Source organism: Duganella sp. GW821-FHT07F09 (assembly GCF_059418705.1).
On record NZ_JBWKQJ010000001.1, the window covers coordinates 990,232 to 1,010,747 of the forward strand.

Genomic DNA, 20,516 nt, shown 5'->3' on the forward strand with positions numbered 1-20,516 from the left:
CTGCGCTCAGGTCGCGCTGTTGATCGCCGCCGGTTTCTGGCCGTCCAGGCCCTTCGGCAGCGGGAACGTCACCGCCTCCTGCACGCCGTCGAGCGGGCGGACGCTGCGCACGCCGCACTCTTTCAGACGGTCGATGACGGCCTGCACCAACACCTCGGGCGCCGACGCGCCGGCGGTCACGCCCACCCGCAGCTTGCCCTCCAGCCAGGCCGGATTGATCTGCGTGGCGTTGTCGACCATGTAGGCGGGCGTGCCCATCTTCTCGGCCACTTCGCGCAGGCGGTTGGAGTTGGAGCTGTTCGGGCTGCCGACAACAATGACCAGCTCCACCTGCGGCGCCATGAATTTCACGGCCTCCTGGCGGTTGGTGGTGGCGTAACAAATGTCGCCTTTTTTCGGCTCGATAATGGCCGGGAATTTGCGTTTGAGCGCCTCGATGATATCGGCGGTGTCGTCGACCGACAACGTTGTCTGGGAAACATAGGCCAGATGCTCCGGCTTGTTCACCTCCAGGCGCTCGACGTCGGCCACGGTTTCCACCAGATACATGCCCTCTTCGGTCTGGCCCATCGTGCCTTCGACCTCGGGGTGGCCGTCATGGCCGATCATGATGATTTCGCAGCCCTGCTTGCGCATCTTGGCCACTTCCACGTGCACCTTGGTCACCAGCGGACAGGTCGCGTCGAAGATGCTCAGGCCGCGGGATTCCGCCTCGGCGCGCACCGCCTTGGACACGCCGTGGGCCGAAAACACCAGGGTGTTACCGGCCGGGACATCATCCAGGTCCTCGATGAAGATCGCGCCCTTGTTGCGCAAGTCTTCCACCACATAGGCGTTGTGGACGATTTCGTGGCGCACATAGATCGGCGCGCCGAACTGCAGCAGCGCGCGCTCGACGATCTCGATCGCGCGGTCGACGCCGGCGCAAAAGCCGCGCGGCTGGGCCAACAGGAGTTCTTTATCGCTCATCAGTGCCTCACAGAACGGAAATTAGGTTGACTTCGAACTTCAACGGCTGGCCGGCCAGCGGATGGTTGAAGTCGAATAAGCAGGTGTCGTCGCCCAGCTCGCGCAGGATGCCGGCGAAGCGGCCGCCGCCCGGCGCGGCGAAGTCGACCAGGTCGCCCACTTTGTAGTCGGCGCCGGGCACCGAGTTCTCGTCCAAGGTCGCGCGCGTCACTTCGCGCACCAGTTCCGGGTTGCGCGGGCCGAAGCCGACACCGGGTTCCAGCTCGAAGGTCTTGTGCGTGCCTTCGGGCAGGCCGATCAGCAATTCCTCAAGCACCGGCGCCAGCTGGCCCTGGCCCAGCATCAGGGTCGCGGGATTTCCACTGAAGGTAGTGACGATATCAGTACCGTCCAGGGAGGCGAGACGATAATGCAGGGTGAGATAAGCCGATTTGGTGACGACAGGTTGCGCGTTGGACATGACTGGGGTTCGGTGAGCTAACAAAGGCTATATTGTAAGCCACCTTGCCCCTCGCGCCCGCCGCCTGTGATGATTTGGGATCAATTGACTGTGCTACGCAAGGGTGTATATTGATTTGGCCTGTAGCGCATGATTTTTTAGGAACGGACATGACCACCGCAGCGACCCTCAAGATATACAACGCCAAGGATGCGGAGACCCAGTTCGGGGAAGTGCTGAATGAGGCGTCACACAAGCCGGTTGGCATCACCAAGCAAGGTCGGGTTGCCGCTTATATCCTCTCACGGCGCGATTTCGACGCCATGGTGTCCCGCATTCAAGAACTGGAAGATCAGCTTTGGTTGGCGAAAGCTGACTTGGCTCGAGAAGGAGGCTTCGTCGGGTCCGAACGGGTAAAAGCTATTCTTGGTGCTTTAGGGGACAGCAAAAATGAGGAAGCTGGCTCTAACTCATAGCGCCGAGAAGTTTTGGTCCGGGCTTGACCCCAAACTCTACAAGCAGATTGGCCATGCGGTGCTCGGACTTTTGCGCAATCCCGAGCCCCATGATAGCTCGCTCCTCAAAGGGGGCAAAAATCGCGAGCGAAGGGTCGATGCCGGGGAATACCGCATTGTGTACGCAGTCACCGACGACACGATCGAAGTGCTGGTAATTGGCAAGCGCAACGATTCGGACGCCTACAAGCAATGGGAAAGAATCAAGTGACCGGCGCTTAAATCGTCCTTCATCAGACTCCCATCAGTATTTCAATTTGCGTTTTGACCACAATGGGTACTTCTGCTCGGAGGATATCCATGACGATCAATGACTGGCCGGCCGAACGCAGGCCGCGCGAGCGGCTGATTCGCGAAGGCGCAAGCGCGCTGTCGGATGCCGAATTACTGGCGGTATTCCTGCGCATCGGTGTGCCGGGACAGGACGCGGTGCAACTCGGCCAGCACATGGTGCACCATTTTGGATCACTGCAACGACTCTTCAGCGCCAGCCTGAAAGAGTTCTCTTCGATCCACGGCCTCGGGCCGGCAAAGTTCGCCCAACTGCAAGCGGTGATGGAACTGGCGCGGCGCGCCATGCTGGAGGAAGTACGATCCGGAGCCATGCTGGGTTCGCCGCGCGCGGTGAAGGAATATCTGCTGCTTCTATTTAGGGGAAAACCCTTCGAATCATTTCACGTGCTGTTTCTGGATGTTAAAAACCGTCTGATCGACAGCAAAGAACTGTTTCGCGGCACACTAACCCACACCAGCGTCTACCCGCGCGAGGTGGTCAAAGAGGCGCTGGCGCGCAACGCCGCCAGCGTCATGCTCGCACACAACCATCCCTCAGGCACGCCGGACCCAAGCGAGTCGGACCTGCTGCTGACGCGTGCGCTGGTGCAGGCGCTCGCATTGGTAGATATCCGCATCCTCGACCATTTCGTGGTGGCCGGCCACCAGGTCCACTCTTTTGCCGAGCATGGCCAGCTTTAGAGATCGATCTCGAAACCATCATGCTCTGGTCCTGCCGCATCGTTTGAAAAAGCTGACTGAAAGCGTTTCGTAGATGAGCGTGATAGGGCAGCCCGATGACAGTTAGTCCCTAAGGGGCCAAGGCACTTTAGACGCCGGCAGGGCGACCTTTAACCATGGCGAAAACACCATCATTCTATCGTCGGAGCCCTCCCCGGCCCAGCATTTCCATAGGAGAAGCACCCCGAAGTCACAATTGTTAAATTTATCGAGATACTTAAGACACAATTGTTTTTCACAAGTCATTGAAAAAGCTAAGTTTTTTGGATATACTCTCGTTTTTCCAATTGTGGAATGTCTTTTAAGGAGTGCGTTATGGCACGTGTTTGCCAAGTTACTGGGAAGAAGCCGATGGTCGGCAACAATGTTTCCCACGCAAACAACAAAACCAAACGTCGTTTCCTGCCTAACCTGCAGAACCGTCGTATTTTTGTTGAATCTGAAAACCGCTGGGTTTCCCTGCGTCTGTCCAACGCTGGTCTGCGCGTCATCGACAAGGTCGGCATCGATGCCGTCCTGACCGACATGCGCGCCCGTGGCGAAAAAGTCTAATTAGGAGCTACCATGGCAAAAACTGGCCGCGACAAAATCAAACTGGAATCGACCGCAGGCACGGGTTTCTTCTACACCACCACCAAGAACAAGCGCACCACGCCTGCTAAAATGGAGATCATGAAGTTCGATCCTAAAGCACGCAAGCACGTCATGTTCAAAGAAACCAAGATCAAGTAATCGATCTTCGCTTCCGAAAAAACCGCCCAGCGCAAGCCCGGCGGTTTTTTTACGCCCCTACGACAACTCCGGGGTCTGGTCCACCATTGCTACACGCACTCATCCGTATCCATACGTCTGAGCAGTTTTTGCGGTTCAAACGTGCGGCCAACGTTGAGCTCGTGTAGCAATGGTGGACCTGCCCCCGGATGTAAAAAGGCCCCGAACGGGGCCTTTGATGTTGGTGCGGAAGATTGTTTAGGCGTAGCTGCGCAGGCGGAACGAGAATTCCTGCAGCGATTTGATGCCCGACGCTTCGGCGCGGTTGCACCAGTCTTGCAGCTTGTGCAGCAGCTGGTCGCGCGTGAAGTGCGAACGCTCCCAGATCACGCCCAGTTCCACGCGCATGTTGTGCATGGTTTCCAGCGCCTTGCTGTGCTGGAACAGTTCCACCAGTTGCTGTTGCTGCGGCGCTTCCAGCTTGCCCGGCTCGCGCTGCAACAGCTTACGCGACGACTTCAGGAACCGCGATTCCAGCTCGGCCTTGGTTTTCAGGTGCTCGACCTCTTCGTGCCAGGCGGCTTTGATCGATTTCGCGTACTTGGCCATCACGTCGTAACGGTTGGCGATGACCGATTGCAGGGTGTCGAAGTCAGCTTCCACTTTGCCTTTGGCGAACTTCGGCTCCGGCGCGCGTTTCTTGACCTTGGCCAGGCCCATGATCTCCAGCGCGCGGATGTAACCCCAGCCGATGTCGAACTCGTACCATTTCGACGACAGCTTGGCCGACGTCGCGAACGTGTGGTGGTTGTTGTGCAATTCCTCGCCGCCGATCAGGATGCCGAACGGGATGATGTTGGTGGCCGCGTCGGAACAATCGTAGTTGCGGTAGCCCCAGTAGTGGCCGATGCCGTTGATGATGCCGGCGGCGGTCACCGGAATCCACATCATCTGCACGGCCCATACGGAAATACCGATGACGCCGAACAGCGCGAAGTTGATGAACAGCAGCGCGACCACGCCCAGCCAGCTGTAGCGGGTGTACACATTGCGCTCCATCCAGTCGGTCGGCGTGCCATGGCCGTACTTTTCCATGGTTTCCATGTTCTTCGATTCGGCGCGATACAGTTCGGCGCCTTCCCAGAACACTTTTTTGATGCCCCGGGTAACCGGGCTGTGCGGATCTTCCTCGGTGTCGCATTTGGCGTGGTGCTTGCGGTGGATCGCCGCCCATTCCTTGGTGACCTGGCCGGTCGTCAGCCACAGCCAGAAACGGAAGAAGTGGCTTGGGATCGCGTGCAGCTCGAGCGCGCGGTGGGCCTGGTGGCGGTGCAGATAGATGGTAACGCTGGCAATGGTGATGTGCGTAACGGCCAGGGTGTAGAAAAACACTTCCCAGGCGCTAAACCGGGTGACCCCGTTAGACAGAAAATCCAAGACCGCATGTAAACTAAAGCTCATTAATACTCCAAAGTGGGCGTGTCGCGCATCGCGGTGGCTCCGCAAATATTGCGTTTTCGACAGGCGCAGGAAGTCCATTAGTCGTGCTAACAACCTGCAATTGTACGCTGAATCAAGGGTGATTTGAGGAAGGATTTCCAGCGGTCACAGGGTTTTCCTTTGGCACGGTCGTGCTTTCTTCGCCGGCCAGCGCCGGTGGCAGCGCGCCTATAATGCGCATTTCCCTCTGCGGGAACGGTACCGATATGCCGTGTTCCTTTAACGCGCGCCAGATCGCACGGTTGACGTCGGATGTGACGCCGCCACGACCGTTTTCCGGGTCGTCGATCCAGAAACCGACTTGCAATTCGAGACCATCTGCGCCGAAATTGAGCAAGGTGGCCGAGGGCAGGCGCTCCTTGTTGACGCGCTCGACGCTCAGCGCGGCGTCCTCGAGCAGCTTGAGCACCATGTCGACATCGGTGTCGTAGGCCACCGATACCTTGGTGGAAATATTGACCATGCTGCTGGAGAGCGACGAGTTCTGCACCGCGCCGGACACCAGCATCTCGTTCGGGATGATCGACTCCATGCCGTCCAGCGCCTGCAGCACGGTGTAGCGGGTGTTGATCTGGGTAACCTTGCCGCTGTAACGGTCGACCGTGATCATGTCGCCGATGGTCAGGCTGCGGTCGAGCAGGATGATGAAGCCGGACACGTAGTTGCTGGCGATTTTTTGCAAGCCCAGGCCCAGGCCGACCCCGAGCGCGCCGCCGAACACCGACAACACGGTCAGGTCGATCCCCACCAGGGACAAACTCATCAGCACAGCCGCCAGGATCAACACGGCGCGCGCCGTGCGCGACGCCACCACCCGCAAGCTGGTGTGCATGCCCTGCAGGCGCATCAGCCATTCTTCCAGCGCGGTGCCGGCCCACAGCGCCAGCATCAGCATCACCACCACCGACACGACCGCCTGCAGTACGTCGGCGATCGACACCTTGTATTTGCCCATCGGCAGGATGGTGTTGTCCATGTACTGGAACACGTCGTCCCACAGGCCGGTGATATAGAGCACGAACGCCAGCCACACCAGCAACTGGAAGATTTTTTCAAACGCCAGCATGCCCGCGCCGATCTCGCCACGGCGCGCGAACACGCGGCGCAACAGGTAGACGGTGAAGCGGATCACCGCCAGCGAGCCGAAAATCGGGATGGCGACCTTGATCAGATTGTTGGGGTGTTGGTAGAACTTGAGCAACGCCAGGCGCGACAAGGTCAGCAGGCCGACGATGAGCATCGGCGGCACCACCCTGCCGATGCTCTCGACGCCGAACCGCATCATGTCGCCCTGTCCGTCGCGTCGTCCAAAATACTTGCTCAGCAGCCGGGCCAGGGCCCATCCAAACGCGACGGAGATCACAATCGCGACGATCTGCCATAGCAGGCCGGGGTCGCGCAGGTCGCCGGAAAGGTCTTCGATCAGATTGATAAGCGGCTGTTGTTTGGGCATATATAGTGCTGAGTGTGGCTGGAGGCCGTAGATTAGCGTAAACCGCCGGCCCGCAGGCCAGGCTGTTCAGATGTTAAAAAGACCGGGAGAGTCGATCTCCCGGTCTTTCAGATATTGCGTGCCGGACCAGGATTACTCCTCGTCGGCCGCTTCCCCGTCTTCCTTCACCGGCGCCACTTTCTTCGGCATCGGCTTGCGTTCGAACACGGCGGCGAAGAAGCCGTCGGTCTGGTGCTTGTGCGGCAGCAGCTTAAGGTAGTCGCCCATTTCCAGGTCGATCTTTTGCTCGGCCAGCACTTTGCTCATCGGCACCAACTCGAAGTCGGCGTGGGTGTCCAGGAATTGCTTGGCGATGAAGTCGTTCTCGTCTTCCAGGAAGCTGCAGGTGGCGTACACCAGGCGGCCGCCGCCCTTGAGCAGGCGCGCCGCGCCGTCCAGAATCGCCGCCTGCTTGACCTGCAGTTCGCCGATCGCGCTCGGCTGCTGGCGCCATTTGACGTCCGGATTGCGGCGCAAAGTACCCAGGCCAGAACACGGCGCGTCGACCAGCACGCGGTCGATCTTGCCGGCCAGACGCTTGATCTTGGCGTCGCGCTCGTGCGCGATCTGCACCGGATGCACGTTCGACAGGCCGCTGCGCGCCAGGCGCGGCTTCAGCTTGGCCAAACGTTTTTCCGACACGTCGAACGCGTACAGGCGGCCGGTGTTGCGCATCGTCGCGCCCAGCGCCAGGGTCTTGCCGCCGGCGCCGGCGCAGAAGTCCACCACCATCTCGCCGCGCTTGGCGCCGACGATGGCCGACAGGATCTGGCTGCCCTCGTCCTGCACTTCGATATGGCCGCTCTTAAACAGCGGCAGGTTTTGCAGCGCCGGCTTTTGCAGCACGCGCAGGCCCAGCGGGGAATACGGCGTCGGCGTGCTGCGGATCGGCGCTTCGGCCAGGCCGGCGGCGACTTCCTCGCGCGTGCCCTTCATGGCGTTGACGCGCAGGTCCAGCGGCGCCGGCTGGTTCATGCCGTCGGCCAGCGCCAGGGTTTCCTCTTCGCCCATCTGCTCGACCAGCTTGTCGAACAGCCACTTCGGCATGTTCGAGCGGCTCGATTTGTGCATCACCTTGCGGTCGATTAGCAGGATACGCTCGACCCATGCGATCTCGTCCTCGGTCAGCCCGCCCATCGAATCGAGGCCGACGGCGTCGGCCATGCCCAGCAGGGTCAGACGGCGCATCGTGGCGCCACCGCCGGCTTCGGAAAAATCGGTATAAAACGATTTGTTGCGCAGCACGTTGTAGATGCACTCGGCGATGCCGCCGCGTTCGCGGCCGCCCAGGCGCGGATGATCTTTAAAGTAGCGCGACAACGTCGTGTCGGCGGGCGCGGCAAAGCGCAAAATCTCGCGCAACACTTCTTCGGCGTTGGCGAGTATCGCTGGTGGCAATCTCATGGAATTCCTTGGTTAAATTATTTTGTGGTGGTCACATGCTCGTCCACATGGACCTGGCCCTGAACTTGGCCCTGCGCTATCGTCAACCCGCCTTCGACAAACCAGCGCACCGCGCGCGGATAAATCACATGCTCTTGTTCCAGCACGCGCGCCGACAGGGTTTCCACCGTGTCGCCGGGCAGCACCGGCACGGCGGCCTGCGCCACCATCGGTCCGTGGTCGAGTTCGGCCGTCACGAAATGCACCGTCGCGCCATGCTCGGCCACGCCGGCGGCCAGCGCCTGCGCATGCGTCGCCAGGCCGGGGAACAGCGGCAGCAGCGATGGATGGATGTTGAGCATGCGGCCGGCGTAATGCGCGACAAAAGGCTCCGTCAAAATCCGCATGAAACCGGCCAGCACCACCAGATCGGGCGCGAAGCCGTCGATCGCGGTCTGCAAAGCGGCGTCGAACTCGGCGCGGCTGGCATAGTCTTTGTTGGCAACAACAGCCGTCTCGATTCCGTGTTCAGCGGCGAACGCCAGCCCGGAGGCGTCGGCGCGGTTGCTGATGACGGCGGCAATACGGGCGGGCCAGCGCTCGGCTTGCGCCGCGCGGACTATCGCTTCCATGTTGCTGCCGCGACCCGAAATAAGGATGACGATGTTTTTCATAGGCCGACATTGTACCTTGTCCACACGGACCGGACCAGAAAATGCCGAGAATTGCTGCGGCGCAGCAGACATCCGCCCCTGGTTCGAAGCGGGATACGGAGGGTGATCCCGGCTTACTCGAAGGAGTAAAACACCCGGAACGGAACTTTCTTTTCGGCCCAATAATCGGCAGCGTCGCGGAAGACGTCCAATAGGGTTTCCCGCGCTTCCTTGTCAAATTTCTGGGTATTGGGCAATTGCTCCAGCACCACCAGGAAACCTTCCTGCGTGCCGGCCTTGGCCATGGTGTCGGTCAGCGTCTCGCGCAGCCCGTCGAAATTCTTGCCTATACCTTTGGGAAACAGAAACGATTCCGCGATGATGCCTAGCACCTGCTGCTTGGTCGCGCCGGCGTTGCAGTGCGCGTACAGGAAGTGGTGGCCCAGGCGGGCGGCCTCCTCCTGCAACTCGACGACGCGGAAGGCGCGGATCGACTGCACGAGGTTGGGCGGCACGGTCATCAGCAGCGTCTCGTTTTCCTCCATTTGACCTGGTATGTACGGTGTGTCCACTTTGCTGTCGTGAGTGCCTAACTTGTTGATTAATGAGTAAATAATTTGAGCACCTGTCCACTTAACACGGCTCGCTGGTCTAAGCTTGCCGTGGCTGATTCAACATCTTTCTCGAATCCCATACGCATATTAGGGTAACGTGTTGTTCCTTCCAGATCAACACGAATGTGATTGCCCACGCAATATTTGTCAAAAACAGAACAATTTTGGGCTGTTTTGGCCCTAAATCCGCACAGTTTCGACGCGCGATAGCGTTCCGCCGGCCGCGGCGTCGCCTTGGCCGTTGTTACAATTTGTTGCCACAGATACTGATTAGCCACTGGTCCCCGTCCGCCAACGGGAATACCATAGGAAGCATGCAATATCAGAATCCCTGATAAGACACCCCTGACAGACAACGAGGTACCAAATGAACTTGCAAGCCAAATTGATCGCATCCGTACTCTGCGTGAGCGCCCTGCCTTTCGCCCAGGCTGCCGACTTTGAAGATTTCGGCAAGGTGGTGCGCGTCACCCCGCAAGTGGAACAAATCAACCGCCCGCGCCAGGAATGCCGCACCGAATACGTCCAGGTCCAGCAGCCGGCGCCGCAGCGCGGCGTGGGCGGCGCCATTCTCGGCGGCCTGATCGGCGGTCTGGCCGGTAACCAGGTTGGCGGCGGCAGCGGCCGCTCGGTGGCCACCGCCGCCGGCGCCATCGCCGGCGCCGTCGTGGGCGACCGCGTCGACAACCAGAACCTGCCCAACAGCGGCGGCGTGCAGGAACAGCAAGTCAAGCAGTGCCGCACCGTCGACCATTGGGAATCGCGCACCTCCGGCTACGAGGTCACCTACGACTATCGCGGCCGCAACTACACCAGCGTGATGTCGTACGACCCGGGCGAGCGCGTGCGCCTGCGCGTGGTGGTCGAGCCGATGCAGCAATAATCCACCATCCGCCTTAATCTCCACAATGCCGGTCCATCGACCGGCATTGCCGTTTTTGGCTTGCCTTGAAGTAAGCCAACGCGGGATAATGCATACTGACCTCCCGCTCCCCTCCCCGCCACCCCATGCTGATCAAACGTAAATCCATCGAAAAAGAAGAATCCTCCCGTCCCGCGCGCAAGGCCAAATACGCGCCGGTGACCTTGTCGGAGCAGGACGGCGTGCGCTATCTGCACTTCGGCACGGAGTGGGTGCAGGGCGCCATGCGCATCCGCAAACCCAACTGGCCGGAGCTCGAGTACGCGCAACAGATGATGGCGTGGATGCTGTGGCTGCAGGAACCGGCGGCCATCGCCCAGCTGGGCCTGGGTACGGCCACCCTGACCAAGTTTTGCCACGCGAGCTTCCCGGCGGCCTCGGTCACGGCGGTGGAACTGAACCCGTCGGTGATCGCCATCTGCGCCTCGATGTTCAAGCTGCCGCCGAACGACGCCCGGCTGCGCGTGGTCGAGATGGACGCGCTCGACTACGTCAACGACGAAGCCAACGCCGGCGCGCTCGACGTGTTGCAGGTCGATTTGTACGACGCCACCGCGCGCGGCCCGGTGCTCGACAGCGCCGAGTTCTACCAGTCCTGCAACGCCTGTTTGAAAGACGACGGCGTCATGACGGTCAACCTGTTCGGCGACCACCCGAGCTACGCGCGCAACATCAAGGCCATCAAGTTCGCGTTCGAGCAGGTGGTGTGCCTGCCGGAAGTCCATGATGGCAACGTCGTCGCCATCGCCTTCAAGCGCAAGCGCGCGATCGATGTGGACGCGCTGGCCGGGCGCGCCGCGCAAATCGTCGCCGAGACCAAACTCCCGGCGAAGTCATGGGTCAAAGGATTAGCGCAAAGCCTGGCCACAGCATAGGGATTACCCCGGAAACACGTAGGGCGGATTAGCGCAGCGTAATCCGCCAAGCGCCGCCAGCGGCCCCATAATAGAAGTTGAAGTCGCATCACCGTTCCGCCCAACTTTAGAAAGTGACCGCAACGATGCCTTCCGCCCAGCCCGCCTCAAAACCAGCGCCGCTCGATCTGCAGCAGATCTACACCTGGCTGCTGGCCGACGGCATGATCCGCAAGACCGAGGTCAAGGAACTGTACGCGCAAAGCCAGGCCATCCTCAAAAACACGGTCGGCCCGATGCACCCGCTGTGTGCGGTGGCCCACGCCAAGCTGCTGTCGGCGCAACCGCCGCACAAGATGCTCACCCTCGACGCGCTGTGCGAATGGCTGGCCCAGCGCACCGGCCTGCAGTTCATCCGCATCGACCCGCTCAAGATCGACTTCACCAAGGTGGCCGACGTCATGTCGGCCAGCTACGCCGCCCGCTTCAACATCCTGCCGGTCGAGCTCACGCACGACACCTTGGTGGTGGCCACCGCCGATCCCTGCTCGATCGAATGGGAAGCGGAGATCGCCAAGGTCTCGCGCCGCGCGATCCGCCGCGTGATCGCCAACCCGCTCGACATCGCCCAGTACACCACCCAATTCTTCAGCCTGGCCAAGTCGATCAAGAAGGCCAACAAATCCAACGGCAACGACCTCTCGCTGCGCAACAACTTCGAACAGCTGGTCGAGCTGGGCAAGATCAACAAGCAGGTCGACGCCAACGACCAGCACGTCATCAACATCGTCGACTGGCTGTGGCAGTACGCGTTCGAACAGCGCGCCTCGGACATCCACCTGGAACCGAAGCGCGAGATGGCGGCGATCCGCTTCCGCATCGACGGCGTGTTGCACCAGGTGTACCAGGTGCCGGCGGTGGTGATGATCGCCATGACCGCGCGCATCAAGCTGCTCGGGCGCATGGACGTGATCGAAAAGCGCCGCCCGCAGGACGGCCGCATCAAGACCCGCACCGCCGGCGGCCAGGAGGTCGAGCTGCGCCTGTCGACACTGCCGACGGCCTTCGGCGAAAAACTGGTCATGCGCATCTTCGATCCGGACGTGGTGGTCAAGACCTTGCCGGAGCTGGGCTTCCCGCTCGACGACGCCGAGCGCTGGGACGCGCTGACCAAGCGGCCGCACGGCATCATCCTGGTGACGGGGCCGACCGGCTCGGGCAAGACCACCACCTTGTACACGACCTTGAAAGCGCTGGCGACGTCGGAGGTCAACGTCTGCACGGTGGAAGACCCGATCGAGATGGTCGAGGCGGCGTTCAACCAGATGCAGGTGCAGCCGGGCATCGACCTGTCGTTCGCCGACGGCGTGCGCGCGCTGATGCGGCAAGACCCGGACATCATCATGGTCGGCGAGATCCGCGACCTGGCCACGGCCGAGATGGCGATCCAGGCGGCGCTGACCGGCCACCTGGTGCTGTCGACCCTGCACACCAACGACGCGCCGTCGGCCGTGATGCGGCTGCTGGAACTGGGCGTGCCCTACTACCTGCTGGAGGCGACCCTGATCGGCATCATGGCGCAGCGCCTGGTGCGCACCCTGTGCGCCGACTGCAAGGCCGCCGACGGCGAACTGGGCGACGAAATCTGGCACAGCATCGTCGGCGACTGGGCGCTGCCGAAGCCGGCGACGGTCTACCGCCCGGTCGGCTGCCCGGAATGCCGCCAGACCGGCTACCGGGGCCGCACCGGCCTCTACGAACTGCTGACGGTCACCCAGGCGTTCAGCGAGCAGGTGCGCGAGGAGACCGACATCCACGCGCTGCGGCGCCAAAGCGTGGCCGACGGCATGAAGCCGCTGCGCATCGCCGGCGCGATGAAAATCCAGGAGGGCGCGACCACCGCCGACGAGGTGCTCAAGGTCACGGCCGCGCTGGGCATGAAGGAAACAATAAAATGATTTCAGAAAACCCTTTGCAGTTCGCGGAGGGCTGTATATAATACGGCCTCTTTCGGGGGTCGTTAGCTCAGCTGGTAGAGCAGCGGACTTTTAATCCGTTGGTCGCAGGTTCGAATCCCGCACGGCCTACCACCGAATTCGCAGTAATCAGATGAAGCAGCTACGAGCAATCGCAGCTGCTTTTTTTGTTTGGGCGATCCAATTCCCCTTGCCGCCAAAACGTCAAAACCCTTTTTTCTGGTTTAGCTACGGGCTGGCCTCGTCAGTGGCCTGCTACAGATAGCCCCACAAGGCCGGCCGCCTCTTGCCTTCGCTTGAAGCCTCTACTTTTCGGCTTGCGATATTTCCTCCCGGCTGCGGCGGCCTACCATGCACAAGGTAAATCTGTCGTCGACAAGGGGATAACAATGAAGCTGACGAGTATCCGTGGAACCGAGCCACACGCCGTCTCGCCGTCCGGGGCTGGGGAAACGCCCGGCACATCGCGCGCATCGACCTCCAACGCACGCCGCTCCCGCGGTTTATCGGGTGCGTTGGAAAACCTGTCGCCGGCTTTATCGCCATCGCACAAACCCGCCGTGCCCAAGTCCCCGCGCCGGTCGCTACAATCGCCACCCAACGCGCCAGGGGCCACAAAAACCGGGGCGGGATCGCGCCTGGTCGATTTGATGCACGCCGAGCGTCCCACCGACCTGACGATGGGATTCCTCGCGCGGGAAGCACACCAGGCGACAACCCCGCCTCCCGTGACAGAAATCTCCATTCTTCCGCCCGACACCGACAGCCCGGCAAGCGGCCAAAGTCCCGTGTCGGGCCGGTCGCGGGAATCGGCAGCGCGCCTGTTCGACGCGGGCAGCGACTCCATTCGGTGGGCGGCCGACAGCCAGCCGACCAACCTGCTCTGGCAAAAAATCGGACCGGATCAAAAACAGCAAATCCTCGCCGCCCTGAGCGACCGCAACGATCTGGCGGGAGTCGCGCTGTGGGAAAGAGCCGACAATGGCGACATCCGCGCGATGGACAAGCTGGACGATCATCTGCTGCTGCACTACTACAAGGACGAATCCGGCAACGCCAACCCACTGCGCTTCGCCCCCAGGGAAGGTCGAGGTGTGCCGAGGGAGACCACCCCGACGGACACGCGCGCCTACATGCATAAAATGCAGCCACTGCTGGATGCGCATCGCGAGAAACTGGAAAAAAAACAAACCAGCGCCGCGCAGGGCAACGGCGGCTGGCTCAACTCGCTATTTAAGAAGGGCAACAAGCGGACGTGAGCCTGCGCGGCGGTCCGCGATGCCGCTAGCCGTCCGCGGCGGATTTTTTCGGATGCCGCGCCTGGACGTCGTCGACCATGCCGGCGGCGTCCCGGAACATCGCCGGCTCGGCGGCAAGGCAAACGCTGCGTTCGCGCGCGATGCGTTCGCGGTTCTCTTGCCAGTTGGCGGCGTCCAGCCGAAAGCCGAATTCCTCGGACCGGTGCGCGCTACCAGCCGTCCCGAATACCGCCTCCAGCACCCGCTCGCCGAGCGCCGATTTGAAGTGTCCCGACTCCCAGTACCATCGCGTCCCGTTCACGACATCGCCCCTGGCCGGAATACGCTCGCATTGCAGCGCGCCGTAGCCGCTGAAGTCCCACAGCACGATGCGCGCGCCGGGATGGGCCGCGTTGAGGCGGTCGACTTCGCGCAGCAGCCGCAGCTTCCATTGCTCGAACACGGGCCACAGGCCGGTCTGCTCCATCATCGCCATCAGTTGCGCGTGGTAGGGATAGATGATCAGATGGACCTCGGTCCCCTCGCGCGCGGCCGCGTCCAGCAAGCCGCGCAGGCCGCGCCAGTCGGACGAGCTGTCGCTGCGCGCGTTGGCGATGCCGTGCGGCGCCAGCGAAAAGTTCCGCGCGTTCTCCTGCGCGCGCTGCAGGAAAATGCTGTAGTACCCGTCCTGGCGCGCGAAACGCAAATAATCGAACAGCGGATTGAAGCCGCGCGCGGTCATGGTGCCGGCATCGGGATCATTCTGTATCCTCAATGTCTTCGCCGCGTCGAGCAGCGCGTCGAGCGAAAACACCGTGTCGATCTTCCACCGATGGCTGGCCAGACCTGCCGGCAACGGCTTGTCCGGCGCGTCGATGCCGTCCGGTTTCAGTAGGAAATCGAAGAACTCCACTCCCAGCAGCATCGTCGCCGGCGCCGCGCCGGCCGCACGCAATTGGTTGAATTGCTCGCGCGACGTGCCGATGCCGGTTCCCGGTATCGCCAGGTTGTAAGCCGAACGCTTCGCCGCCCGCAAGTTTTCGCTATCGGGATCGATGCCGACATCGACGCGCGAATTGCCCATCAAAACAAGGGCCGGACGCAGCGCCCGCGCCCCGGCCAGCTTGATCTCGGACTGGTAATGATCGGGGCGCGGCTTGACGGCGTTGAAGCCAACGATATCAACCAGGCGGAACAGCCGATAAGGATCGACCACCACGACAAACAGCACGGTCAGCAGCACGCCGGCCAGCAACGAAGCGGCCATCCATCTGATAAATCCGGCGTAGCTGCGGTCCTCGGCCATGCGCGCTTCCTAAAATTGAAAATACAAGAACTCGGCCGGACGCCCCAGCGACAACAGACAGGCCAACATCAGCACGCTGAGCGCCACCGCCCAGCGCCTGTTCGGCAGCCAGGCCAGCGGCACGGCCGGCAATGGCCGCGCGCCGTCTGCCCCGGCGTGGAAATCCAGCGCGGGCTCGTAGCGCCGCATGATCTGCTGCGTGTTCGGCATCGTGAAGCAAATCGCCGCCGCCACCAGCACCCACAGCCACGTCTGCACGAAGCGTGTGCCGCCGCCGAGGTAAAAGGTGACGCCCAGCTTGTCCAGCAAGGGTTGCAGCGCCCGCAGATGGGCGGCCAGCGACTCCGGCAGCGCGATACCGTCGTTGCCGCACATGGCGCCGACGATCGTCACCGCGCGCGAGAAATCCGTGGCGCGGAAAAACACCCACGCAAAGCAAACGGCGGCGAAGGTCAGCGCGACGCTCGCCAGCCGCCATGGCAGCGCGCCGGTGGGCAGGCGCAGGCGCGCCGCCAGCGCCGCCCAGGCGTGGTTGATCATCAGATAAGCGCCATGCAACATGCCCCAGACGGCGAAGTTCCAGCCGGCGCCATGCCACAAACCGCCCAGCAGCATGGTCAGCATCAGGTTCAGGTAGCGGCGCACCGTGCCCCTGCGGCCACCGCCCAGCGGAATGTAGAGGTAGTCGCGCAGGAAACGCGACAGCGTCATGTGCCAGCGCCGCCAGAACTCGATGATGTTGACCGACTTGTACGGCGAATCGAAGTTGAGCGGCAGGCGGATGCCGAAGATGCGCGAGATGCCTATCGCCATGTCCGAGTAGCCGGAAAAATCGAAGTACAGCTGGAAGGCGTAGGCCAGCACGCCGCCCCACGCCACCAGCACGCCTTGCGGGTCGGACTGGTTGAAGAAGAAGTTCGCGTGCGGCGACAGGTTGTCGGCGATCAGCACCTTCTTGGCCAGGCCGATGGCGAAGATGCTCAGGCCAATCGCGACGTTGGCGGCGGACAACCGGTAGCTTTCCTTGCGTTCGAACTGCGGCATCATCTCGGCGTGGTGCAGCACCGGGCCGGCGATCAGGTGCGGGAAATAGGTGATGAACAGCAGGTAGTGGACGAAGCGGTATTCCTTCACCTTGCCCTGGTAGGTGTCGACCAAGAAAGCGATCTGGGTGAAGGTGTAAAACGAGATTCCGATCGGCAGCACCACATGCCACAGCGGCCAGCCGGTGCCGCCGATGGCGTTGACGCCGGAGATGAAAAAGTCGGCGTATTTGAAGTAGCACAGCAACAGCAGATTGGCGCTGACGGCCAGCGCCAGCCAGCGCAACTTCGCCGGACCGTCGCTGTGGCCGATGCGCCGTCCCGCCAGGTAGTTGAAGCCGATCGACGCCAGCAGCAAGGGGATGTATTCGACGCTCCACCAGCCGTAGAAAAACAGCGAGGCCGTCGCCAGCCAGCCGGCGGCCAGGACCTGGCTGCGCCGCGCCAGCGTAAAGTAGCCCAGGGCTGTTATCGGCAGAAACAGCAGGATGAAACTGAACGAATTGAATAGCATATCGGTCCGGCATGGCTGGGGGGAAAGTCGCGCCCGGCGCGGCGCGCAGCGAGACCATGCTAAAGTTAAATTATCTAATTGTCTATTAAAAATTACTACCTTCCATCGATGCAATGCAATGAGGAATGCGCGCTCACGAAGCGCCACGCTATACTGGCTCCATGACCGCCAAGGCAGAACATCTCTTCGTCAAAACCCGCCACGCCAAGCCCACGACCGCCGCCGAAAGCGTCAGCCTGACCGCAGGGTTCGGCATCGAGGGCGACATCAACGCCCACAGACTCAGTCCGCGACAGATCCTGGTGACCGTCGCCTGCGAGCTTGATGCCTTGGCCCTGCCACCCGGCGCGCTGCGCGAGAACCTCGTCATCGCGACCGACACGCCCGGGCACTTCCAGCCCGGCAGCGCGCTTACGAGCGCTAGCGGCGTCGAGATCCGCCTGACCATGCACTGCGAACCCTGCAAGCAACTACTGCCGCTGGTCGGCGACCTGGCCGGCATGATCGGCCGGCGCGGCATCCTCGGCGTGGTCGTCGGCGGCGGCCAGTTGCGACGCGGCGACGTGCTCGAACTAATTCCCGGCCGCTATCCTGCGCTGTCCGAATCGGTCTACCAGAAGTTTCTCGATTTCGTGCCGACGATCCCGCACGGACGGGTCGTACGCTACAGCGATGTGGCGCTGGCGATCGGCGCCGACAACAGTTTTGTCCGCGCCATCCCCGGTTACATCAAGCGCAGCCTCGCCACCGGCGTGCCGCTGCACCGCATCGTCACCGCGCGCGGGCACTTGCCCGCCACCCTGCCCGACCAGGCGGAGAGGCTGCTGGCGGAAGGCGTGCCTTCAAACGGTGCCGTCGAACTCGACGCCTTTCTTTGGCAGGGCGAGCGGGTGACGTATCCGTAGCGTAGCCGCGGACACCGGCGCCTAATTCGGAGCGCCCAGCGCCTTCAAATGCCGCGCGGCGTTGTCGTTGCCCGGATTCAGTTTGAGCGCGCGCTGGTAGTTGTCGATCGCCCGCGCCTTGTCCTCGTTGGCCTCATACGCCCTCGGCCAGGCTGTCGTAGGCGTTGCCGCTTTCCGGGTGCAGCGTCGTCACCAGCTTGAGGACGGCGAGCGCGCCCCGCTTGTCGCCGGCGGCCAGCAATTTGTAGCCCCAATTGTTCAAGGCCTGCTCCGGCGGCGCGAATTTCGGATCGCGCTTGCGCATCGCCGCGTACACCTCCTCCACATTGCCGAAGCCGGTTTTGGACGACTCGACCGCCAGCATCTCCAGCGTTGGCGCCGGGCCCTGCGCCAGCTGCGTCACCGCCGTAATCATGTGCGCCGGCACGCCGTTCTGCTTGGGCGCATTGGACAGAAAAGTCTTGGCCGGCGCCAGCTCCAGCAGATAGGCGTTGAGGAACTGCAGCACGTAACGCGCCATCCAGCCGTGCGCCTGGCTCACTTCGGCGGCGCTGTATTCGTTGAAGTTGTCCGTGCCGATGAAGCGCAAAGCCTCCGACGCGAAAGCGAAGTGCTCCATCGGATGCAAGGTAACGTTATAGAGGTCGGCGTACTTCATGTCGTTGAGGAAACTGACGGCAGGCTTGTCGCGCTTGGCCAGCTCTTCCAATGAACGCGGCCGCTGCGCCAGGAACAACATCGGCACCGCCACCCGCGCCGGCACCACATACTTGGCCTGCGCGATCATGTCGGGCCAGTAACGCACCGAGCCGTCCAGGTTGACCAGCGCCTTCACGCGGCTGTCGCGCGCGGCGACAAACACGTTCGAGATGCCACCCCAGCTGTAACCGGCGACCGCCAGCCTGGCGGTGTCCGCCTGCGGCAGGGTGTGCGCGTAGCCGATCAGGAAGGCGATGTCGGCGGCCTGGGTTTCGATGCCCTCCAGGTCGTCGCTCATGCCGCGCGCGTGCGCGCCCATGCTGGGACTGGCGATAACGACATAGCCATGGCTGGCCAGGTACTCGCACAGATCGGCGTTCTCGGTGGCGTTGGCGCTGAAGCTGGGCGCGTAGATTACCACCGGGAACTTGCCCGGCGCCGGCTTGCCTTCGCGCACCGCCCACATCGGCCGCGCCAGTTCCGCGTTGGCCTGCCCGGCGCCGTTGTCGCTGCGCTGCTGCTTGAGCCAGGCGGCGGTGGCGGCGGCGATCTCGGCCTCGCCACGGCCGAACTTCTCGGCGCCGACCGTCAGACGCGCGTAATCGCCGTACATGACGCGCTTGCCGGATTTTTGCGCCGGATACCAGATCACCGTCTGCATCGGGCGCGCTTTTTCCCCGTCCACGGGCTTGCCGGTGACGAGATCGAAATTGCCCAGATAAGAGCGCGCGTAATCGTACTGTTCGACCACGCGCAAACCCACGCCATGCGGCCCGGGCGCAACGTCGAAGGTGAAGTTGGAAGCGGCCTGGCTCAGGCTCGCGGCGCAGCAAAGGATGACGGTTAGCAGCAGACGCACTGTTATACTTTCCAGAGGTTAAAAAATTAAGTATATAAGCAATATCGGAATAACAATAGAAATGCGCACAATCGATCGAATGAAGTCATGCTGCTGAGACGGATGCACGGCCCGCTGATGGCCTGCTGGCTGCTGCTCGCGGCCGCCCCGCCCCTGTACGCGGCGGCGGCCGGACCGGTCGTCACCCTGCGGGTGGCGGCGCAGGCAGGCACCGATCCCAAGTTCATCGACGCCGGGGACGGCCGCGTCATCGGCGTGTGCATCGATATCCTGCGCACCATCGAACGCATCGATCCGGGCCTGGTGTTCGTCGGCGACCAGCAGTGGCTGCCGCTGGTGCGCGCCCACGCCGAGGTGGTGAACCACCAACACGACGCGCTGTGCGCGATCCAGCGCACGCCCGAGCGCGAAGTGCAATACAACTATATCGACCTGCCGCTGCTGCCGCTGCGCTTCCATTTGCTTGCCCGCGCCGACGATCCCGTCGTCATCCGCGGCTGGAACGACGTGCGCAAACTGGGGGCGAACGGCGTGATTCTGACCAATCGCGGTTTCGGCACCACCGAGGCGCTGGAACGCATCGGCAACCTGCGCTTCAGCGCCAGCGCGGCCGATCCCATGAACAATCTGCAAAAGCTGGTGGCGCGCCGGGGCCGGTTCTTCCTGCACCGGGGACCGGGACTGAAGAGTTTCGTGCAGCGTTCCGGCTACGGCGCCAAGGTCAGGATCCTGCCGCAGGTGATGTACCAGACCGAGACCTATATGGCGATGGGCACGCACGTCGATCCGGCGGTGACGGCCCGCGTGCGCCGCGCCGTCGAACAGATGGAAAGAACCGGCGAGCTGGCCCGCCTGCTGAAGAAATGGGATTGACGCAGCGCGGCCCACAGAAACTTGATTGACAGCAACC

Annotated in this window: 22 protein-coding genes and 1 tRNA gene; 12 read left to right on the top strand and 11 right to left on the bottom strand. The window is 62.2% G+C overall.

The window, feature by feature from the left end; genetic code table 11:
- Positions 1-6: 6 nt before the first annotated feature.
- On the bottom strand, positions 7-969 hold the full coding sequence (gene ispH / locus AC07P1_RS04525) for a 4-hydroxy-3-methylbut-2-enyl diphosphate reductase (RefSeq protein ID WP_494694684.1): 963 nt from the start codon (positions 967-969) through the stop codon (positions 7-9).
- Between the two features lie 7 nt (positions 970-976).
- Positions 977-1,429: an FKBP-type peptidyl-prolyl cis-trans isomerase gene (locus AC07P1_RS04530; protein WP_209726685.1), complete on the bottom strand. Its 453-nt coding sequence runs from the start codon at positions 1,427-1,429 to the stop codon at positions 977-979.
- Positions 1,430-1,578: 149 nt separating this feature from the next.
- Between AC07P1_RS04530 and AC07P1_RS04535 the strand changes: the two genes are divergently transcribed.
- The 5 genes from AC07P1_RS04535 to rpmG all read left to right on the top strand — a co-directional run bounded on the left by AC07P1_RS04535 (position 1,579) and on the right by rpmG (position 3,669).
- Positions 1,579-1,884 carry a type II toxin-antitoxin system Phd/YefM family antitoxin gene (locus AC07P1_RS04535; protein ID WP_494694685.1) on the top strand — a complete coding sequence of 102 codons (306 nt, stop codon included), beginning with the start codon at positions 1,579-1,581 and terminating at the stop codon, positions 1,882-1,884.
- Positions 1,859-2,134 carry a type II toxin-antitoxin system RelE family toxin gene (locus AC07P1_RS04540; protein ID WP_494694686.1) on the top strand — a complete coding sequence of 92 codons (276 nt, stop codon included), beginning with the start codon at positions 1,859-1,861 and terminating at the stop codon, positions 2,132-2,134. The genes AC07P1_RS04535 and AC07P1_RS04540 overlap by 26 nt, the downstream gene beginning before the upstream one ends.
- Positions 2,135-2,223: 89 nt before the next feature.
- Positions 2,224-2,898, top strand: a complete 675-nt coding sequence (radC, locus tag AC07P1_RS04545) for a RadC family protein (protein ID WP_494694687.1) — start codon at positions 2,224-2,226, stop codon at positions 2,896-2,898.
- Positions 2,899-3,252: 354 nt separating this feature from the next.
- Positions 3,253-3,489 carry a 50S ribosomal protein L28 gene (rpmB, locus tag AC07P1_RS04550; RefSeq protein ID WP_026637479.1) on the top strand — a complete coding sequence of 79 codons (237 nt, stop codon included), beginning with the start codon at positions 3,253-3,255 and terminating at the stop codon, positions 3,487-3,489.
- 12 nt (positions 3,490-3,501) lie between these two features.
- Positions 3,502-3,669, top strand: a complete 168-nt coding sequence (gene rpmG, locus AC07P1_RS04555; RefSeq protein ID WP_008451489.1) for a 50S ribosomal protein L33 — start codon at positions 3,502-3,504, stop codon at positions 3,667-3,669.
- Positions 3,670-3,906: 237 nt separating this feature from the next.
- Here the strand turns inward: rpmG and AC07P1_RS04560 are convergent, their stop codons facing one another.
- The 6 genes from AC07P1_RS04560 to AC07P1_RS04585 form a co-directional block, all read right to left on the bottom strand.
- Positions 3,907-5,109, bottom strand: coding sequence for a DesA family fatty acid desaturase (locus AC07P1_RS04560; RefSeq protein WP_494694688.1), 1,203 nt, complete (start codon positions 5,107-5,109; stop codon positions 3,907-3,909).
- Positions 5,110-5,221: 112 nt separating this feature from the next.
- Positions 5,222-6,601, bottom strand: a complete 1,380-nt coding sequence (locus AC07P1_RS04565) for a mechanosensitive ion channel family protein (RefSeq protein WP_494694689.1) — start codon at positions 6,599-6,601, stop codon at positions 5,222-5,224.
- 132 nt (positions 6,602-6,733) lie between these two features.
- On the bottom strand, positions 6,734-8,044 hold the full coding sequence (locus tag AC07P1_RS04570; protein WP_494694690.1) for an RsmB/NOP family class I SAM-dependent RNA methyltransferase: 1,311 nt from the start codon (positions 8,042-8,044) through the stop codon (positions 6,734-6,736).
- Positions 8,045-8,061: 17 nt separating this feature from the next.
- Positions 8,062-8,697: a phosphoribosylglycinamide formyltransferase gene (gene purN / locus AC07P1_RS04575; protein WP_494694691.1), complete on the bottom strand. Its 636-nt coding sequence runs from the start codon at positions 8,695-8,697 to the stop codon at positions 8,062-8,064.
- Between the two features lie 113 nt (positions 8,698-8,810).
- Entirely contained in the window at positions 8,811-9,197 is a 387-nt protein-coding gene (locus AC07P1_RS04580; protein WP_315218838.1) for a barstar family protein, read from the bottom strand.
- Between the two features lie 80 nt (positions 9,198-9,277).
- Complete coding sequence (locus tag AC07P1_RS04585) at positions 9,278-9,568, bottom strand: hypothetical protein (RefSeq protein WP_494694692.1); 291 nt, start codon at positions 9,566-9,568, stop codon at positions 9,278-9,280.
- An 89-nt stretch (positions 9,569-9,657) separates the two neighbouring features.
- Here AC07P1_RS04585 and AC07P1_RS04590 point away from each other — a divergent pair, with 89 nt between their 5' ends.
- The 5 genes from AC07P1_RS04590 to AC07P1_RS04610 all read left to right on the top strand — a co-directional run bounded on the left by AC07P1_RS04590 (position 9,658) and on the right by AC07P1_RS04610 (position 14,301).
- Positions 9,658-10,173: a glycine zipper 2TM domain-containing protein gene (locus tag AC07P1_RS04590; RefSeq protein ID WP_315218809.1), complete on the top strand. Its 516-nt coding sequence runs from the start codon at positions 9,658-9,660 to the stop codon at positions 10,171-10,173.
- A gap of 125 nt (positions 10,174-10,298) precedes the next feature.
- The gene (locus tag AC07P1_RS04595) at positions 10,299-11,087 is read left to right on the top strand and encodes a spermine/spermidine synthase domain-containing protein (protein WP_494694693.1); all 789 of its coding nucleotides are present in this window, start codon (positions 10,299-10,301) and stop codon (positions 11,085-11,087) included.
- A gap of 125 nt (positions 11,088-11,212) precedes the next feature.
- Positions 11,213-13,024 (top strand): type IV pilus assembly ATPase TfpB, encoded by a 1,812-nt coding sequence (gene tfpB, locus AC07P1_RS04600; protein WP_494694694.1) that lies wholly within the window; start codon positions 11,213-11,215, stop codon positions 13,022-13,024.
- Between the two features lie 56 nt (positions 13,025-13,080).
- Positions 13,081-13,156, top strand: a tRNA-Lys gene (locus AC07P1_RS04605).
- Between the two features lie 275 nt (positions 13,157-13,431).
- The gene (locus AC07P1_RS04610) at positions 13,432-14,301 is read left to right on the top strand and encodes a hypothetical protein (protein ID WP_494694695.1); all 870 of its coding nucleotides are present in this window, start codon (positions 13,432-13,434) and stop codon (positions 14,299-14,301) included.
- 25 nt (positions 14,302-14,326) lie between these two features.
- Here the strand turns inward: AC07P1_RS04610 and AC07P1_RS04615 are convergent, their stop codons facing one another.
- A complete protein-coding gene (locus AC07P1_RS04615) occupies positions 14,327-15,586 on the bottom strand; it encodes a hypothetical protein (RefSeq protein ID WP_494694696.1) in 1,260 nt (419 codons plus the stop codon).
- Between the two features lie 9 nt (positions 15,587-15,595).
- Positions 15,596-17,143: an MBOAT family O-acyltransferase gene (locus AC07P1_RS04620; RefSeq protein ID WP_494694697.1), complete on the bottom strand. Its 1,548-nt coding sequence runs from the start codon at positions 17,141-17,143 to the stop codon at positions 15,596-15,598.
- Between the two features lie 161 nt (positions 17,144-17,304).
- Here AC07P1_RS04620 and AC07P1_RS04625 point away from each other — a divergent pair, with 161 nt between their 5' ends.
- Positions 17,305-18,048: an MGMT family protein gene (locus AC07P1_RS04625; RefSeq protein WP_494694698.1), complete on the top strand. Its 744-nt coding sequence runs from the start codon at positions 17,305-17,307 to the stop codon at positions 18,046-18,048.
- Positions 18,049-18,181: 133 nt separating this feature from the next.
- Here AC07P1_RS04625 and AC07P1_RS04630 read toward each other — a convergent pair whose 3' ends face one another.
- Positions 18,182-19,606, bottom strand: a complete 1,425-nt coding sequence (locus AC07P1_RS04630) for a poly(ethylene terephthalate) hydrolase family protein (protein WP_494694699.1) — start codon at positions 19,604-19,606, stop codon at positions 18,182-18,184.
- Between the two features lie 87 nt (positions 19,607-19,693).
- Between AC07P1_RS04630 and AC07P1_RS04635 the strand changes: the two genes are divergently transcribed.
- Positions 19,694-20,479, top strand: coding sequence for a substrate-binding periplasmic protein (locus tag AC07P1_RS04635; RefSeq protein ID WP_494694700.1), 786 nt, complete (start codon positions 19,694-19,696; stop codon positions 20,477-20,479).
- Positions 20,480-20,516 lie beyond the last annotated feature (37 nt).

Coding starts and splice junctions, on each gene's coding strand:
- AC07P1_RS04615 (WP_494694696.1), bottom strand. CDS start 15,586: ATGGCCGAGGACCGCAGCTACGCCGGATTTATCAGATGGATGGCCGCT.
- purN (WP_494694691.1), bottom strand. CDS start 8,697: ATGAAAAACATCGTCATCCTTATTTCGGGTCGCGGCAGCAACATGGAA.
- AC07P1_RS04620 (WP_494694697.1), bottom strand. CDS start 17,143: ATGCTATTCAATTCGTTCAGTTTCATCCTGCTGTTTCTGCCGATAACA.
- AC07P1_RS04530 (WP_209726685.1), bottom strand. CDS start 1,429: ATGTCCAACGCGCAACCTGTCGTCACCAAATCGGCTTATCTCACCCTG.
- AC07P1_RS04610 (WP_494694695.1), top strand. CDS start 13,432: ATGAAGCTGACGAGTATCCGTGGAACCGAGCCACACGCCGTCTCGCCG.
- rpmB (WP_026637479.1), top strand. CDS start 3,253: ATGGCACGTGTTTGCCAAGTTACTGGGAAGAAGCCGATGGTCGGCAAC.
- AC07P1_RS04625 (WP_494694698.1), top strand. CDS start 17,305: ATGACCGCCAAGGCAGAACATCTCTTCGTCAAAACCCGCCACGCCAAG.
- AC07P1_RS04565 (WP_494694689.1), bottom strand. CDS start 6,601: ATGCCCAAACAACAGCCGCTTATCAATCTGATCGAAGACCTTTCCGGC.
- AC07P1_RS04535 (WP_494694685.1), top strand. CDS start 1,579: ATGACCACCGCAGCGACCCTCAAGATATACAACGCCAAGGATGCGGAG.
- AC07P1_RS04580 (WP_315218838.1), bottom strand. CDS start 9,197: ATGACCGTGCCGCCCAACCTCGTGCAGTCGATCCGCGCCTTCCGCGTC.
- AC07P1_RS04595 (WP_494694693.1), top strand. CDS start 10,299: ATGCTGATCAAACGTAAATCCATCGAAAAAGAAGAATCCTCCCGTCCC.
- ispH (WP_494694684.1), bottom strand. CDS start 969: ATGAGCGATAAAGAACTCCTGTTGGCCCAGCCGCGCGGCTTTTGCGCC.
- tfpB (WP_494694694.1), top strand. CDS start 11,213: ATGCCTTCCGCCCAGCCCGCCTCAAAACCAGCGCCGCTCGATCTGCAG.
- AC07P1_RS04570 (WP_494694690.1), bottom strand. CDS start 8,044: ATGAGATTGCCACCAGCGATACTCGCCAACGCCGAAGAAGTGTTGCGC.
- AC07P1_RS04590 (WP_315218809.1), top strand. CDS start 9,658: ATGAACTTGCAAGCCAAATTGATCGCATCCGTACTCTGCGTGAGCGCC.
- radC (WP_494694687.1), top strand. CDS start 2,224: ATGACGATCAATGACTGGCCGGCCGAACGCAGGCCGCGCGAGCGGCTG.
- AC07P1_RS04540 (WP_494694686.1), top strand. CDS start 1,859: ATGAGGAAGCTGGCTCTAACTCATAGCGCCGAGAAGTTTTGGTCCGGG.
- AC07P1_RS04635 (WP_494694700.1), top strand. CDS start 19,694: ATGCTGCTGAGACGGATGCACGGCCCGCTGATGGCCTGCTGGCTGCTG.
- AC07P1_RS04560 (WP_494694688.1), bottom strand. CDS start 5,109: ATGAGCTTTAGTTTACATGCGGTCTTGGATTTTCTGTCTAACGGGGTC.
- rpmG (WP_008451489.1), top strand. CDS start 3,502: ATGGCAAAAACTGGCCGCGACAAAATCAAACTGGAATCGACCGCAGGC.